Origin of the sequence: Pantoea sp. B9002, from assembly GCF_013385945.1 — a bacterium.
In the GTDB taxonomy this organism is placed as follows: Bacteria; Pseudomonadota; Gammaproteobacteria; order Enterobacterales; family Enterobacteriaceae; genus Pantoea.
Genome location: NZ_JACAPA010000019.1, coordinates 1 through 14,351, shown reverse-complemented (window position 1 = coordinate 14,351; position 14,351 = coordinate 1). Strand labels below are relative to the sequence as shown.

Below are 14,351 nucleotides of genomic sequence, written 5' to 3'. Positions count from 1 at the left end.
ACTAATTACGGTTTCGGTGAACTTTGATCACGTCCGGCATTACGCGGATTTTGCGCATAATATTCGCCAGATGGACGCGATCGTTCGCGGTGAGGCGGATAAAGGCGCTATACACGCGACCATCACGCTCTTCGGTATTCAGGCTCTGAATATTAGAACCGGCGGTGTTGATTGCCGCGGTCAGATTCGCCAGTGCGCCCTGATGATTGAACATGTCGACTTTAATCTCAGCGACAAATTCCTGATCGGTCACTTTATCCCACTCTACCGGCATGAACTTTTCAGGCTCTTTTTGGTAGCCGCGAATGTTGCGGCAGGATTCGTGATGCACCACCAAACCTTTGCCGGGACTGACGTGCGCCACAATCGGGTCGCCAGGAATTGGGCGGCAGCATTTGGCGAAGGTAATCAGCACGCCATCTGCGCCTTTGATCGGCAGCTTTTTGCGTTTGCTGTTGCTCTGCGGCTCTTCACTGCCTGACTGCAGCAAGTTCTTCGCCACCACCACGCTCATGGCGTTGCCCAAGCCAATTTCTGCCAGCAAATCATCGATGGCCGTCAGCTTCATGCGCTCAAGTTCGTGCTGAATGTTCTCAACCGGAATCTCTGCCAGCTTCTTGCTGCCGCCGAGCGCGTGGCTCAACAGGCGACGACCCAGGTTGACGGAGTCTTCACGCTTGAGGTTTTTCAGCAGCTGACGGATTTTGGCGCGCGCTTTCGAGCTGACGACGAAATTGAGCCAGGCAGCGTTCGGGCGAGCGCCCGGCGCGGTAATGATTTCAATGGTTTGACCGCTGGTCAGCGATTGTGACAGCGGGTAAGGCTGGCGATCGACGCGTGCGCCGACGCAGGCATGACCGATATCGGTATGCACCGCATAGGCGAAATCGACCGGCGTGGCGCCAGCCGGCAATTCGACGATGCGGCCTTCCGGCGTGAACACGTAGATCTCATCCGGGAAGAGATCGGATTTCACGCTTTCGATAAATTCAAATGAGCTACCGGCGCTTTGTTGCAGCTCCAGCAGGCTTTGTAGCCAGCGTTGAGCACGAATCTGCGCGGTGGTGCCGCTGACTTCGCCGCTCTCTTTATACGCCCAGTGTGCTGCCACACCCATTTCTGCCATCTGATCCATATCTTCGGTACGGATCTGCACTTCAACCGGCACGCCGTGCGGGCCAATCATTGAGGTATGCAGCGATTGATAGCCGTTGGCCTTGGGAATGGCGATGTAATCTTTCACGCGTCCGGGACGCGGTTTGTACAAGCTGTGCATCTGTCCGAGCACGCGATAACAGGTATCCAGATCTTTCACGATGACGCGGAAAGCGTAGATATCCATGATCGAGTGAAAACGCTGCTCTTTCAGGTGCATTTTGCGGTAGATCGAGTAGAGATGTTTTTCACGCCCACTTACGCGGCAAGGAATACCTGCTTCCTGTAAGCGACCGTCGATTTCAGCAAGGATCTTCTGAATCATCTCTTTACGGTTACCGCGCGCCGCTTTCACCACCTCTTTAATCACGCGGAAACGGTTCGGGTAGAGCGCTTCAAAGCCGAGCTCTTCCAGTTCTGTTTTCAGGTGATGAATACCAAGGCGGTGCGCCAGAGGACTGTAAATCTCCAGCGTTTCCAGCGCGATACGGCGTTTTTTATCCGGACGTAACGCGCCGAGCGTGCGCATGTTGTGCGTGCGGTCAGCCAGTTTGATCAAGATGACGCGGATATCCTGCACCATCGCCATGATCATTTTGCGGAAGTTTTCAGCCTGCGCTTCTTTCTTGTCGCGGAACTTCAGCTTATCGAGCTTGGATACACCTTCCACCAGTTCGGCAACGCTTTTACCAAACAGCTGTTCCATATCCTGGTAAGTGGCGGGCGTATCTTCGATCACGTCATGCAGCAGCGCCGCCATTAGCGTTTCATGGTCGAGTTTCATCTCGGCCAGAATGCAGGCAACAGCAACAGGATGGGTGATGTAAGGCTCGCCGCTGGAGCGTGTTTGACCCTCGTGGGCATCACGCGCGACTAGATAAGCTTGCTTGAGGCGCTTAATTTGCTCCTCAGGCAAGTATTTTTCAATCAGTTGATTGAGGCTTTCAAACAGATACAAGGGCGACCTGCGAAGTGCTGTTAACGACGACCTTCAGCGATAGCGGTAACGGCTTGTAACTCAGCGGCTTCCTGCTCATGCTGTTCCTGACGATCACGGACATCCAGAATCTGGGTAGTGATCAGACCTTCTTCGATTTCGCGCAGGGCGATAACGGTTGGCTTATCGTTCTCTTCCGGAACCAGCGCATCTTTACCGCCTACCTGCATCTGACGTGCACGACGTGCAGCGACCAACACCAGGTCAAAACGGTTACCAACTTTCTCTACTGCGTCCTGAACGGTTACGCGTGCCATAGGTGTGCTACTCCACAGATGATGAAGAAATGACTGGGCATAATACTGAAAGTGAATTCAGACTGCCAATAGTTTGCTGATTAAAGCATCATGTCGCGATTTTTGGCGACCCATACGCAGACGTTCTGCGCGAATAATGGTTTTCAGATCTGACAGCGCCAGATCGAAATCATCATTAACAATTAAATAGTCATACTCGGCGTAGTGGCTCATTTCTGCCACGGCCTGTTGCATACGACGGGCAATCACCTCTTCGCTGTCCTGACCGCGGCCACGCAGGCGACGATCCAACTCTTCGGTAGAAGGCGGCAGCACAAAGATGCTGCGTGCTGCAGGCATTTTCTTGCGAATCTGCTGCGCACCTTGCCAGTCGATATCCAGGAAGACGTCTACGCCGGTCGCCAGCACCTGCTCAATTGCAGCGCGTGACGTACCGTAATAATTGCCAAACACTTCCGCATGTTCGAGGAAGTCGTCTGTTGCAATCATGGTCTCGAATTCGGACTTAGAGACGAAAAAGTAGTGCTCACCATGAGCTTCACCGGGACGCACGCCACGGGTGGTATGAGAAATAGACACCTGCGTATCGTACAGCGGTTGTGTCTTTAACAGCGCCTGAATCAGGCTGGATTTACCCGCGCCGCTGGGGGCGGAAACTATATAAAGCGTGCCTTGAGCCATGGTTATCTTGAATTGAGTAAAGAGCGGAGTCGATTTCCTGCACAGTATACACGGCTTGGGGTGGTCACGCAGCGTTTGCCGCTTGGCTGAGGCAATTCTTTTTTCTGTGAAGCCGCACCACAAGCTGATGTAGCAGGCTGCAACAGCGATTAAATGCCTGGAATCTGCTTCCAGCGCGCGATTTTCATGGCTGGTAAATGGCAGCGTTGCGCTCTCCAATAGCGAAAAAGGAGAGCGAAGATGAAAGGATGCCTGAGTCTATTGTGTTGCTTATTCAGCATCGGTTGCTGGGCCGAAGCGCTCTGCCCGAACTGGTCGCCGGTGCGCGCGGGGCAGGAAATCGCACAGCTGCAAACCCAGCTACGGCAGTGGGATGACGCGTATTACCGGCAGGGCACTAATCTGGTGACCGATGCCGATTACGACAGCCTGCAACAGCGATTACAGCAGTGGCAGCGCTGTTTCACGCCGGCGCAAGCCACCTACGATGCACAACTCACCACCGATGGCAGCACACATCATCCGGTGGCGCATACCGGCGTGCGCAAACTGCGCGATAAGCTGGCGGTGGCGTACTGGATGCAGGACAAATCTGCGCTATGGCTGCAGCCGAAAGTCGATGGTGTTGCCGTCACCTTGGTGTATCGACAGGGTAAGTTGGCCTCATTGATCAGCCGCGGCGATGGTTTGCGTGGCGAAGAGTGGCTGGCCAAATCCGCACATATTCCCTCCATCCCGCAGCAACTGAATACCTTGCGCGAGGAAGTGGTGCTGCAAGGTGAGCTGTTTCTGCAAATGACCGATCATCAACAGGCGCGTGACGGCGGCAAGAACGCGCGCGCTCAGGTGGCGGGAGCGATGATGCGCCACGACACTAGCCCGCTGCTTGAGCGCCTTGGCGTATTTATCTGGGCGTGGCCGGATGGACCCAATTCGCTGCCCGATCGTCTGGCGCAGCTCACACAATGGGGATTTGGGCTGGCGCAGAGCTGGAGCCGTCAGGTGAGTAATGAAGAGGAAGTTGCGGTGTGGCGCGATCGCTGGTTCCGCGAATCGCTGCCGTTTGTCACCGACGGCGTGGTAATCCATCAATCACCTTTCAGCGCAGGGCGCGACTGGCAGCCCGGTCAGGGCAGTTGGTCTGCGGCGTGGAAGTATCAACCGGCGGAAGTCAGCAGCGAAGTGCTGTCAGTGGATTTCAATGTAGGCCGCACGGGCAAGATCGCCGTGGTGCTGGATCTGATACCGGTGCAACTGGAGGACAAAACCGTGCGCCGGGTAAACATTGGTTCCCTCCGACGCTGGCGTGAACTGGATGTGATCGCGGGTGATGAGGTGACGCTCACGCTGGCGGGATTGGGCATTCCGCGACTGGAGCGGGTGATTTGGCGCGTGGCGCAGCGCGATTATCCAGCGTCGCCACAGGAGGGCGAATTCCACGGCTTAACCTGTCTGCACTTTAGCGCTGACTGCCGGGCGCAGTTTTTGTCTCGCCTCAGTTGGCTCAGCCAGAAATCGGTACTCGATATTGCGGGCGTACAGCGCAGCAGCTGGCAGCGCCTGCTGGATAGCGGCGCTATCACCCATCTTTTTTCCTGGCTGACACTGACGCCGGAGCAGATTGCGCAGGCCAATGGCATCACGCCAGCTCGCGCGCAACTTATCTGGCACCGCTTTAACCTGACGCGACAACAGCCGCTGCGGCGCTGGGTGAGTGCGCTTGGCTTACCGTTGCCGCGCGCGGCGTTACAGGCTTTACCTGATGCGCAGTGGTCGCAGTTGCTGACGCGAACGGCAGAAAGCTGGCAGCAATTGCCCGGTATCGGTAGCGTGCTGGCGCAGCGGATTGTGATGATGCTGCAGGATGCGCACCTGCAGCAGTTGATTCACTTTCTGCAGCAGCAGGCGATTCCTGCAACTGACTCAATGTTCAGGATGGGGATAGTTGAAGATCGGCAAACCGAGGCGGAATCGCAGCGCCAGCAAGCGGGCGAAAAAGCCGAAAAGTAGCGTGATGATCACCACCGCTTCATGCGCCAACGGCGTTTTAAGTAACAGGATGTACATCCAGCCTGAGGCGAAAGCGATCCCTGCATACAGCTCTTTCTGGAACACCAATGGAATGCGGTTGCAGAACATATCGCGCAGCACCCCGCCGAATACGCCGGTGATGACGGCGGCGATGGCGGCGATGATGGAAGCGTGCCCGCTATCCAGCGCGACCTGAGCACCAATAATGGAAAACACCACTAAACCCAGCGCATCCAGCACCAGAAACACTTTGCGCAGGTGCGTCATCAGCGGGGCGACAAAGGTGGTCACAACCGCAGCTGCAGCAACGATCATGATGTACTCCGGGTTCTTAACCCAGCTGAGTGGATAGTGGCCCAGCAGAATGTCACGCACTGAACCGCCGCCAATGGCAGTGACCGAGGCGATGATAATCACGCCGAACAGGTCCATTTTACGACGTCCTGCCGCCAGCGCCCCGGTCATGGCTTCGGCTGTAATACCAATAATATAGAGAACGGTTAATAACATAGAGCACTCCAGTAAATTGGCGGCAAGGCTAAAGATTTCCCAGAGTGTAGACCACTGAGATTTTCTAAATAAAGCGTCATCGGATTAGGCATTTTGATGGCGTGCATGCTAACAGGCTTAGCGTGCGGGATAAATCGGCAGTTAATGACCTTTTCGCATAAGTATAAATGATGCGAAGAGGGGGCTGATCTTATCTTCTTAAGTTCCATCCAGTTTGTGTCGTACGTGATTACTGGCAAATAAACCAGGCTTTCCGCTCTCAGGCATCACGCGTAGCAACTATTGGACAGGCATGAAAACTCGTAACGAAGACATTCTCTTTTTCTCCTCTGACAAACTGGCGGCGCTGGGGCTGGAGAGTCTTTTGTCCACGTTACCCGTTGCGTGTCAGCTGCATGAGCTGTGGTCTCTCAGCACGGTCATGGCGAAGTGCGAAAAGATGAAACCGCGTTTGCTGGTATGTATCTTTCATGAAAATATGCCGCTAACCGGCACCTTAAAAGTGCTCTACGCCTTACAGCAGCAGTTTCCCGCGATGCAAATCGTGGTGCTCACGCGGCGTTTGTTACCGCTGATGCATGCGCTCAGTCGTTACCTGCCTTCGCTCACGGTGTTGGACTTAAAATCCTCGCGTCAGATGCTTTCCAGCCGTCTTCTCACCAGCATCAATACTAATGCCCAGATTCAGTTAGTAGAAGGTGCGGATATTCTTTTGCCAGACAGGCAATTACGGGTGCTACTGATGATGGCGTGGGGTTACAGCATTGAGCACATCGGCATTCGCCTGGGCATCAGTCATAAAACAGTGAATGCACACAAACTCAATGCACTGGCGCGACTGCAGGTCAAAAGCAAGAATGATATGGCCGATCTCTACATGGTGATTGATGAGTTACGCATGATAGTGAGTTGGCTGCGCTTGCAGCGTAACGGCAAGTTAAGTGAACTCAGTTTTCAGTCACTGGAAGAGTTACTGGAAGCCTAAAAAGAAAAAAGCGTGCTGGCGACCAGCACGCGAACGCATCTTCTCAGATGCCCAGAGCCCACCATACAGACTTGTTTTTATTATCCGTTTCTTGCTCGCACGTTAGCGAAACTTTTCAGGCTAAAACGGTACTCTGGCTGGAACCAGGAGCGACCGTAGTAGCAGTAGATCAGCATTCTGATGGATACCATGGCGAGGTAGCCCCAGATGGCGCATAGCACTGAAGGCGTCAGCCACACGGTAAACAGTGTGACGCTTAATCCCACCAGTACAGAAGATGTTTCCGCAAAAGCGATGCGCGAAAATTGGTTTTCCCGCTGTAATATGGCGCGATAATGTTGTCCCTGCGGAATAATAATGAAGATGACCGAAATCATTTCCAGCATTATTGCCATTTCGGGTTGATTCATTATTCGGCTGGAAATATCGCTGCCAATAAACAGCGCGGCAAAAATAGCGAGTCCGCTTAACACATTCCCCCAATACAATATTGAGAGATCGCTATTGTTCAGGTTGTTACTTCTGATAATGGCATTGCCAAATCCGCGATCGGCCAGTGTGTCAATAATCAATAACATCACAATAGCAATGGCGAGTAAATTTAACTCGTTTGCCTGGAGTATTTGTGCCAGAAGTGAAAGTTGTAAAACACCAATGCCGACGATTTTAATCGATGACAAAATTGACCATTTAGCGTTGGTCAGATTTTTTTCTCTTATCGCCATATTCTGCTCATTATGGTACATGTACCAGTGCAATTAAGGGTTTACCCTGGCCGCAGGCCAAAGCACAGCTTACATCAATGCAGCGCTTCCTGACGCAGCCCTGATATACCTTTCAGGTTTTGCCACGTAAAAATGCGTTCAATTAAATGATGTTCTGAAATTATTAAGATGCCCCTGGCGCTTAATGGTGTTGTTGTCTTATTGGTATCTCCTCCTGTGCGGAGGAAATCCGTAAGATCATTATAAAATCCCTTTGAGTTTATATATTCCCCGGCCAGCATCCGGCTGGCAATCTCAACAAATTCTTTTTCTGATAACAAAGGATAGGTTGAGCGATCCATGTTATTTCCCTGCTGTTGTTATTATGGTTACTGCTGTGTGTGAAATGAGTTATACCGTGTTTTAATTAATTTAACACCATCAGAAAACTCCTATAAATAGACCGCAGGAATAAATGGTTTCAGAATTTGCATCAGAATATATAAGGCGGGTGATTTATTATTTATTAGTGCTTTTCTTCATTCCATACGGGTGAACGAATCGGTGATAAAGCAAAACAGAAAAAACTTTGATAAATCAGAGGCACTCAGCATTTTTCTGCACATCCTCACCAGGAATTTTCCTGTTGAGGATGCTTAAGCCAGACTGGTGATTAACAGATAAATACGTGAAGGTTTGAGCAAAACAGTTAAACGCTACTGTGCAAAAAAGTAACCGATTTTTATTGATTGATTCCAGCATGCGTTAAAGAGGCGAACTCTGCATAATTCATTGATTCTAATGAGTTAACAGATGAAGAAGCTGTTCCAGGTCGCGTTTTACCCATGCAACATCTTCGGCAAACTTCTCGTCAGACATGAATGGTTGACGGTAAACCACCATCACGACTTCCGCGCCTTGCTCATTAGCAATCACCCGCATCGGCATATAAATCTCTTTACCGGTTCCGGTATCAATCCAGTGATCCATCACGCCAAAGGGATTGTGTGGGGTAAAGCGAATCTTAACCGTTCCCTCGGGACCTTTGGCTTTCCAGCTGTTCCCTTCCTGCGTCAGCGTACTGGCGCTCAGTCCGCTGGCCCATTTGGCAAAGCATTCTGGTTTCCAGATGGTTTCATACAAATCTAACCAATTGCGTGGAACCGTTAATGTGACGGTTTGAGATGGCAGCATGGAACCTCCTGATGTGATACAGCCATTAAAGCACGCTGATACCGGGCTGCAAACGGCCCGGTCATGGAAGTGTGGGTCAGCAGCGGTTTCCGTGAAAACGCTGTAATCAGATAAACTTGCCGCGTCCCTGAATATCCTGCTCTTCACCCACACCATCAGCATGGCGCAGCACGAAGCGATCGGACTGCGCAACCACCGCGCAGCTGTGGTTAGGGAAGATGCGCAGCAGCGCGCCAACGGTGGGCGCCTGATCTGCGTACTGCAGGAAACCATGCTCTTCTGACAGCTTCAACACTTCATAATGATTGCCTTGCTCGTCCACGGCGATACCAAATCCGCTGGCATTGGTGCCGTGCGGCCCTTTGTCAGAGCTGAGCATTTTGGAACCGGCATCAATAATGGCGAAGTGCGGATTGACCGCCACCACGCGTGTCACCACGCTCAGCGCCAACGCATCTGGTGTGCAGAGACCCAAACGCCAGGCGGTGAGATCGAGCAGCGCGTAATTGCCGGGGCGGATTTCATCGCTGCCCTGCGCGACGGGTGCCGCCAATGCCGTTGGCGTTGAACCGACCGAAATCGGGCAGTGCGCAAAACCAGCGGCAATCAGGCGCTGCTGCAGATCACGCATCAATGCGATTTCCTGCAGGGCAACTGCGGCAATCGCTGCGGCGTTACCTGCGCCATAAGCGTGACCGGCATGAGAAACCAGCCCGGCAAACGTGAGGCCCGTATCCTGAATCTGTTGCGCCAGCGTAACGGCGGCATCGCCGTGCGGATCAACACCGATGCGATGTAATCCCACATCAACCTTGATGGCTAACGCCAGCTGGCAATCGGGCTGGCGCTGATGTGCAGCCGCTATTGCTGCCACGCCATGCGCGCAATCCGCAATGCAGGTAATGCGCGCCTGATGTTGTGCGGCTACCGCCAAAAGTTCTTTCAGCGTATCGGCATGCACAATTGGGTAAGCCAGCAGCAGATCGCGTTCCCCACCGAGAATAAAAGCGATGCCTTCACTCGGTTTAGATACGGTAATGCCGCGCGCGCCGAGCATGCGCTGTTGCTCAGCAATCCAGACGCTTTTATGGGTTTTGATATGAGGACGTAACGTGACGCCAGCGGCATCGGCTTTTTGCTGCATCTGTTGCAGGTTGCGTTGCAGGCGCGCTGCATCAATTTCGAGGTAAGGTGTTAGTCGGTCGGCAATCAGAGGCCGCAACCAGCCAGCCTCAATATTCTGTTCCATCATAATAGTCCGCAGGTGATTACACAGTGCGGACTATGATTCATCAATGTACGGCAGAATGCCAGCCGACAAAATCGGCACATTGCTGCGTAGGGTCGCTATTCATGGCGACCTTTTCAAACCTTAGAGCTGCCGCTCTGGAATCCGCCGCCCAAATCCTCAATCAAAACCACCGCGAGGTTAATCTGCTGCGCCTTCAGCGCCACCAGTTTCTGGTCGGATTCAATCAGCTGATTTTGGATTGTCAGCACATCAAGATAAGGACGCAGGCCCGCTGCGTATTCACGATGCAAATCATCCCACGCGCTGTGAATCAGCTGGTTAGCGCTCTCTTGCTGCGCCAGCTGACCCTGAATCGACTGCAATTGCGTGATGGTGTCGCTGATATTGCCCAGTGAACCGATCAGCAACTTGTTGTACTGCGCCACCGCCAGATCGTAATCGGCGTCGCTCTCTGCTAAATCGGCGCGACGTTTGCCCGCGTCAAAGATTGGCAATGACAAACTCGGCCCGACATTAAAGAAGCGGCTTGGCGCACCAAGGAAGGCATCGCCGAGCAGTGATTTGGTGCCAGCTTCGGCCACCAGATTGATGTTGGGGTAGAACTCGGTTTTGCTGGCGGCGATCTGTTTCGATGCCGCTTCAACGCGCCAGCGCGCGGCCACCACATCTGGACGACGACCCAGCAGTTCGGCCGGAATGGCGTTTGGCAGCATGGCGGCGACCGGCACATTCATCTGCGCCGGTTTTAGCTGGTGCCAGTAATCCGGGCCTTTACCTATGAGGGTTGAAAGCTGAATACCGGCATCGGTGATTTGCTGTTTAGCTTGCGTCAAATCGGCTTGCGCGCTTTTCTGCTGTGACAGCGCCTGCTTATATTGATAATCGGAAGTGAGCCCGGCGCTGACATATTGCTGCTGAATTTTGGCGATACCCGCCGCACGCTCGGCATTCTGCTGCGCCAGTTCGGCATTATTCCAGGCAAGATTAAGGTTGTTCCATGCTCGCGTTACGTTCGCGGCCAATGTTAACTGGCTGGCCTGACGATCCAGCTCGCTGGCGCGTGCTTGCCCCAACGCAGCCTCAGCGGCATCTTTTTTGCCGCCCCACAAATCGAAGGTGTAGCTCAAGCCAACGTTAGCGGTACGCAGCGTGCTGTAGCTTTTCCCCTCCAGCAGCGGATCATCCACTTTCGCCACGCGCGAGCGCGTCATGCCCGCGTTGAGATCGACATCCGGATAGCGCTCAGCATCGGCCGCAATCACCTGCGCATTGGCTTTATCCGCCTGCGCGTTGACCATCTGCATATCCGGGCTGGCAGCCATCGCATCATTAATCAGTCGATTGAGTTGAGCATCGTTAAAACTTTGCCACCATTCGCTCTTCGGCCAGTTGGCGGCGCTGAAATGCGCATCTTTCAGGGATTGATTGGCTTGCAGAGCGTTGGCATCAAGCAGCGTGTTTTTGGGGTCTAAGCCGTGTGGATTGGCACAACTGGCCAGCAGCGCAGTGGCAACGGCCAGCGCGAGAAATTTGCAGTGAAAGTGCTGTGTCATGGTTCTGGTCAAAGAGAGGAGAAGGCGACCATTACAAGAGGCGGGGCAGATTTTGACAAACCTGTTTTTCGTTAAGAATGGTTGTTAAATGTGAGCAGAGAAAATGAGCAGCAGGCGAAAACCTGCTGCATCAAGAGATTAGATATAGAGAGACGCTTCACCCGGCGGACGGGTTTTAAAGCGACGGTGCAGCCACAGATATTGGTCGGGCGCGCGCAGAATTTCATTCTCAATCACGCGATTCATGTAAGCAGCGGCGGCGGCTTCATCTTCATACGGATAATTTTCCAGTTCAGGCTGAATGATCAGCTGATAACCGCTCTTATCCTGATTACGAATCAACACGATGGTCAACATCGCCGGTTTTGCCAGGCGAGACAGAACATAGGTGCCGTTGGTGGTCGCCGCTTGTTTAACCGCAAAAAGTGGGGCAAATACGCTGCCTTTCGGGCCGTAATCCTGATCCGGTGCGAACCAAACCGCTTCGCCTTTTTTCAGCGCCTGCACCATGCCGCGCAAATCGCGACGGTCAATCATCGCTTTATTTGAACGCATGCGACCTTTGGTTTGTGCCCACTCCATCGCCTGATTATTGTGCGGACGATACATCGCCATCATCGGCTGGCATAACCCGGTAATGCGGCCGCCCAGCTCCAGCGACATAAAGTGCACACCTATCACCATCACACCGCGCTGGTGGCTTTGCGCGTGCTGCAGGTTTTCCAGACCATGCACTTCGAAGTAACGACGCACGCGTGCATCGGACCAGAACCAGGCAATGCCGGTTTCTGCCAGCGCCATGCCCAGCGATTCGAAGTTGCCGGCGATCATCGCCTCGATCTTCTCTTCCTTAATATTGGGGAAGCACAGCTCGATGTTGCGGCGGGTGATGCGTTCGCGGCGTTTCAGGAAGTGACGCGACAATTTGCCAGCGCCAGCACCCAGCCGGATCAGAATGGGGTAAGGAATTTGCACCAGCAGCCACAGCACACCTAGCCCAAACCAGGTAAACCAATAGCGGGGATGCAGAAGTTTGGAACGGAACTGCCTGGATTTCGTCATAACGCCTTCATGTCGGGAGAAAATGTATCGCACAAAGAAGAGAGTCCATGAGTTCCTGGCGGTACAACTGTTCTAATTACGACCAGTAGATTAACAAATAGTGCCGTCAAAGAAACGCGATCTCCACAATCTTTAAGATTAAGAGAAATGATTGATGAAACGACTTTTAGCATGTTAATGGCGGTCAGAATAATTTTGCTGTTTACTTACAGAGGGTTAATTACGGGGAATATTCTGGTTTGCTGTCTATGCTTGCTCGCTTAACATCACATTAGAAATGTTTTTTTATCATTGCTGACAATTCACTAACGCTAGCGGCGGAAAACATACGCTAACCGGTTATGGCTGATTATCTACCAGAGCGGGTTTGCTATCAATCGTTCAAGCAGCAAAGCCCGCTACGTCGCGGGCTTTGTGAAAGCTAAACTATTCGATGTTCTGAATCTGTTCACGCATTTGTTCAATTAACACTTTCAGCTCAATCGCTGATGTGGTGATCTCGGCATTAATCGATTTCGAAGCCAGCGTGTTCGACTCGCGGTTGAATTCCTGCATCATAAAGTCGAGGCGGCGGCCAACGGCTTCTTTCTTTTTCAGGATGTTGTAGGTCTCTTTAACGTGCGCATCCAGACGATCCAGCTCTTCCGAAACATCGGTGCGCTGCGCCATCATCACCAGCTCTTGCTCGAGGCGATTATTTTCCAGCTGCACTTCGGCTTCTTCCAGCTTGGTGACCAGACGCTCGCGCTGCCATTTGATCACTTCTGGCATCTGCGCGCGCACTTTGCTGACTTCGTGCGATACGCCTTCCAGACGCTGTTCAATCATCGCTTTCAGCGCGGTGCCTTCGCTTTCACGCGCTTCGATAAAGTCATCTAATGCGCCATCCAGCGCCACCAGCAGTTCGGCGTTGATGGCGTCGAGATCCTGCTCTTGCGCGGACATCACGCCCGGCCAGCGCAGGATATCCAGCGGATTAATCGCGCCTTCATCACTCTGCATCTTCACCCAGTTGGCGGCCTGCACCAGCTGTTTGGCCAGCGATTCATTCAGCTGCAGTTCGCCTTGCGCGCTGGCATCGGCGTCATAACGCAGGTTGCATTCGATTTTACCGCGCGTCAGGCGATTGCGGATGCGCTCACGAATTACCGGCTCCAGGCCACGAAATTGCTCTGGCAGACGGATGTAGGTTTCCAGATAGCGCTGGTTAACCGAACGGATTTCCCAGGCAGCGCTGCCCCAGTGGCCTTTGGCTTCGCGGCGGGCGTAAGCGGTCATACTGCGGATCATAATCGTCTTCTCTTTTTCAGAAATGTTGGGTGAAGTATAGCGAGGCAGCCTCGACGCTAACAGGCATAAGCGCACTTAAGCTTGAATAACAAAAAATTACCCCTTTTGCTGACAGACACTTATGCTTAGCGCTGGTTCGCTTAAAAGGATGAAGTGATGTTCCGCTCTCTGGCTCTTCCTGCTTTATTGACCTTACTGCTCGCTGGCTGTCAGGCTCCGTCGACAAAAATGCATCAGATCCCGCCCAACACCGCGCCGGTTGCGGTATGCGGTTCTGGTGAGGTGATGATGCAAACCACGTTGTGGTTTGGCATGAACAAGCCGAAAGGTGGCATCGTCAGCAGCAGCGAATGGCAGCAGTTTGTCGATAACGATGTGACGCCGCGTTTCAAAGACGGTTTATCGGTATATGACGCCAAAGGGCAGTGGCTGGGCGAGAACGGCAAGCTGGCGCGGGAAAACAGCAAAGCGCTGATGCTGATTCACAATCCGGATGTGGCGAGTTCTGACAGCATCAACAAACTTCGTGATGTGTATAAACAGCGCTTCGAGCAGGAATCGGTGATGCGGGTTGATTCACTGGTGTGCGTGGCGTTTTAAAAAATGGCGGCCATGCAGCCTAATGCCGCTCAGTTAAGCATTAGTTTGAATATGTATGAAGGTGCGCATGAAGGTATGAC

General features: G+C 52.9%; 14 protein-coding genes. 3 read left to right on the top strand and 11 right to left on the bottom strand.

All coding sequences use genetic code 11. The features are described from left to right. Position 1 precedes the first annotated feature (1 nt). From spoT to gmk, 3 genes are read right to left on the bottom strand one after another with little or no spacing between them, the layout of a single operon-like run. Positions 2-2,113 (bottom strand): bifunctional GTP diphosphokinase/guanosine-3',5'-bis pyrophosphate 3'-pyrophosphohydrolase, encoded by a 2,112-nt coding sequence (gene spoT / locus HX773_RS11790; RefSeq protein WP_061720533.1) that lies wholly within the window; start codon positions 2,111-2,113, stop codon positions 2-4. Positions 2,114-2,133: 20 nt separating this feature from the next. After that, on the bottom strand, positions 2,134-2,409 hold the full coding sequence (rpoZ, locus tag HX773_RS11785) for a DNA-directed RNA polymerase subunit omega (protein WP_007885265.1): 276 nt from the start codon (positions 2,407-2,409) through the stop codon (positions 2,134-2,136). A gap of 57 nt (positions 2,410-2,466) precedes the next feature. After that, positions 2,467-3,090: a guanylate kinase gene (gene gmk, locus HX773_RS11780; RefSeq protein WP_176971638.1), complete on the bottom strand. Its 624-nt coding sequence runs from the start codon at positions 3,088-3,090 to the stop codon at positions 2,467-2,469. 240 nt (positions 3,091-3,330) lie between these two features. Here gmk and ligB point away from each other — a divergent pair, with 240 nt between their 5' ends. After that, positions 3,331-5,100, top strand: a complete 1,770-nt coding sequence (ligB, locus tag HX773_RS11775; protein WP_176971637.1) for an NAD-dependent DNA ligase LigB — start codon at positions 3,331-3,333, stop codon at positions 5,098-5,100. On the opposite strand, the gene HX773_RS11770 is transcribed toward ligB, so the two are convergent. Beyond that, the gene (locus tag HX773_RS11770; protein WP_008109765.1) at positions 5,014-5,631 is read right to left on the bottom strand and encodes a trimeric intracellular cation channel family protein; all 618 of its coding nucleotides are present in this window, start codon (positions 5,629-5,631) and stop codon (positions 5,014-5,016) included. The two genes, ligB and HX773_RS11770, sit on opposite strands and share 87 nt — an antisense overlap. A gap of 292 nt (positions 5,632-5,923) precedes the next feature. On the opposite strand from HX773_RS11770, the gene HX773_RS11765 reads away from it, so the two are divergent. Further along, positions 5,924-6,616, top strand: coding sequence for a LuxR C-terminal-related transcriptional regulator (locus HX773_RS11765; protein WP_176971636.1), 693 nt, complete (start codon positions 5,924-5,926; stop codon positions 6,614-6,616). A gap of 80 nt (positions 6,617-6,696) precedes the next feature. On the opposite strand, the gene HX773_RS11760 is transcribed toward HX773_RS11765, so the two are convergent. The 7 genes from HX773_RS11760 to HX773_RS11730 form a co-directional block, all read right to left on the bottom strand. After that, positions 6,697-7,341 (bottom strand): oligosaccharide flippase family protein, encoded by a 645-nt coding sequence (locus HX773_RS11760; RefSeq protein WP_176971635.1) that lies wholly within the window; start codon positions 7,339-7,341, stop codon positions 6,697-6,699. A 74-nt stretch (positions 7,342-7,415) separates the two neighbouring features. After that, on the bottom strand, positions 7,416-7,682 hold the full coding sequence (locus HX773_RS11755; protein ID WP_176971634.1) for a hypothetical protein: 267 nt from the start codon (positions 7,680-7,682) through the stop codon (positions 7,416-7,418). Between the two features lie 436 nt (positions 7,683-8,118). Continuing rightward, positions 8,119-8,514 carry a polyketide cyclase gene (locus tag HX773_RS11750; RefSeq protein ID WP_176971633.1) on the bottom strand — a complete coding sequence of 132 codons (396 nt, stop codon included), beginning with the start codon at positions 8,512-8,514 and terminating at the stop codon, positions 8,119-8,121. Between the two features lie 106 nt (positions 8,515-8,620). Next, positions 8,621-9,763, bottom strand: a complete 1,143-nt coding sequence (locus tag HX773_RS11745) for an alanine racemase (RefSeq protein WP_176971632.1) — start codon at positions 9,761-9,763, stop codon at positions 8,621-8,623. Between the two features lie 116 nt (positions 9,764-9,879). Continuing rightward, positions 9,880-11,319, bottom strand: a complete 1,440-nt coding sequence (locus HX773_RS11740; protein ID WP_176971631.1) for an efflux transporter outer membrane subunit — start codon at positions 11,317-11,319, stop codon at positions 9,880-9,882. A gap of 138 nt (positions 11,320-11,457) precedes the next feature. Further along, positions 11,458-12,381 (bottom strand): kdo(2)-lipid IV(A) palmitoleoyltransferase, encoded by a 924-nt coding sequence (gene lpxP, locus HX773_RS11735; RefSeq protein WP_176971630.1) that lies wholly within the window; start codon positions 12,379-12,381, stop codon positions 11,458-11,460. A 426-nt stretch (positions 12,382-12,807) separates the two neighbouring features. Further along, positions 12,808-13,671, bottom strand: a complete 864-nt coding sequence (locus tag HX773_RS11730; RefSeq protein ID WP_061720336.1) for a YicC/YloC family endoribonuclease — start codon at positions 13,669-13,671, stop codon at positions 12,808-12,810. A gap of 156 nt (positions 13,672-13,827) precedes the next feature. On the opposite strand from HX773_RS11730, the gene HX773_RS11725 reads away from it, so the two are divergent. Beyond that, positions 13,828-14,271, top strand: coding sequence for a DUF3574 domain-containing protein (locus tag HX773_RS11725; protein ID WP_176971629.1), 444 nt, complete (start codon positions 13,828-13,830; stop codon positions 14,269-14,271). Positions 14,272-14,351: the final 80 nt, after the last annotated feature.

Excerpts from the sequence above, each read along its gene's own strand:
- rpoZ (WP_007885265.1), bottom strand. The coding sequence starts at position 2,409 with ATGGCACGCGTAACCGTTCAGGACGCAGTAGAGAAAGTTGGTAACCGT.
- gmk (WP_176971638.1), bottom strand. The coding sequence starts at position 3,090 with ATGGCTCAAGGCACGCTTTATATAGTTTCCGCCCCCAGCGGCGCGGGT.
- ligB (WP_176971637.1), top strand. The coding sequence starts at position 3,331 with ATGAAAGGATGCCTGAGTCTATTGTGTTGCTTATTCAGCATCGGTTGC.
- HX773_RS11770 (WP_008109765.1), bottom strand. The coding sequence starts at position 5,631 with ATGTTATTAACCGTTCTCTATATTATTGGTATTACAGCCGAAGCCATG.
- HX773_RS11765 (WP_176971636.1), top strand. The coding sequence starts at position 5,924 with ATGAAAACTCGTAACGAAGACATTCTCTTTTTCTCCTCTGACAAACTG.
- HX773_RS11760 (WP_176971635.1), bottom strand. The coding sequence starts at position 7,341 with ATGGCGATAAGAGAAAAAAATCTGACCAACGCTAAATGGTCAATTTTG.
- HX773_RS11755 (WP_176971634.1), bottom strand. The coding sequence starts at position 7,682 with ATGGATCGCTCAACCTATCCTTTGTTATCAGAAAAAGAATTTGTTGAG.
- HX773_RS11750 (WP_176971633.1), bottom strand. The coding sequence starts at position 8,514 with ATGCTGCCATCTCAAACCGTCACATTAACGGTTCCACGCAATTGGTTA.
- HX773_RS11745 (WP_176971632.1), bottom strand. The coding sequence starts at position 9,763 with ATGGAACAGAATATTGAGGCTGGCTGGTTGCGGCCTCTGATTGCCGAC.
- HX773_RS11740 (WP_176971631.1), bottom strand. The coding sequence starts at position 11,319 with ATGACACAGCACTTTCACTGCAAATTTCTCGCGCTGGCCGTTGCCACT.
- lpxP (WP_176971630.1), bottom strand. The coding sequence starts at position 12,381 with ATGACGAAATCCAGGCAGTTCCGTTCCAAACTTCTGCATCCCCGCTAT.
- HX773_RS11730 (WP_061720336.1), bottom strand. The coding sequence starts at position 13,671 with ATGATCCGCAGTATGACCGCTTACGCCCGCCGCGAAGCCAAAGGCCAC.
- HX773_RS11725 (WP_176971629.1), top strand. The coding sequence starts at position 13,828 with ATGTTCCGCTCTCTGGCTCTTCCTGCTTTATTGACCTTACTGCTCGCT.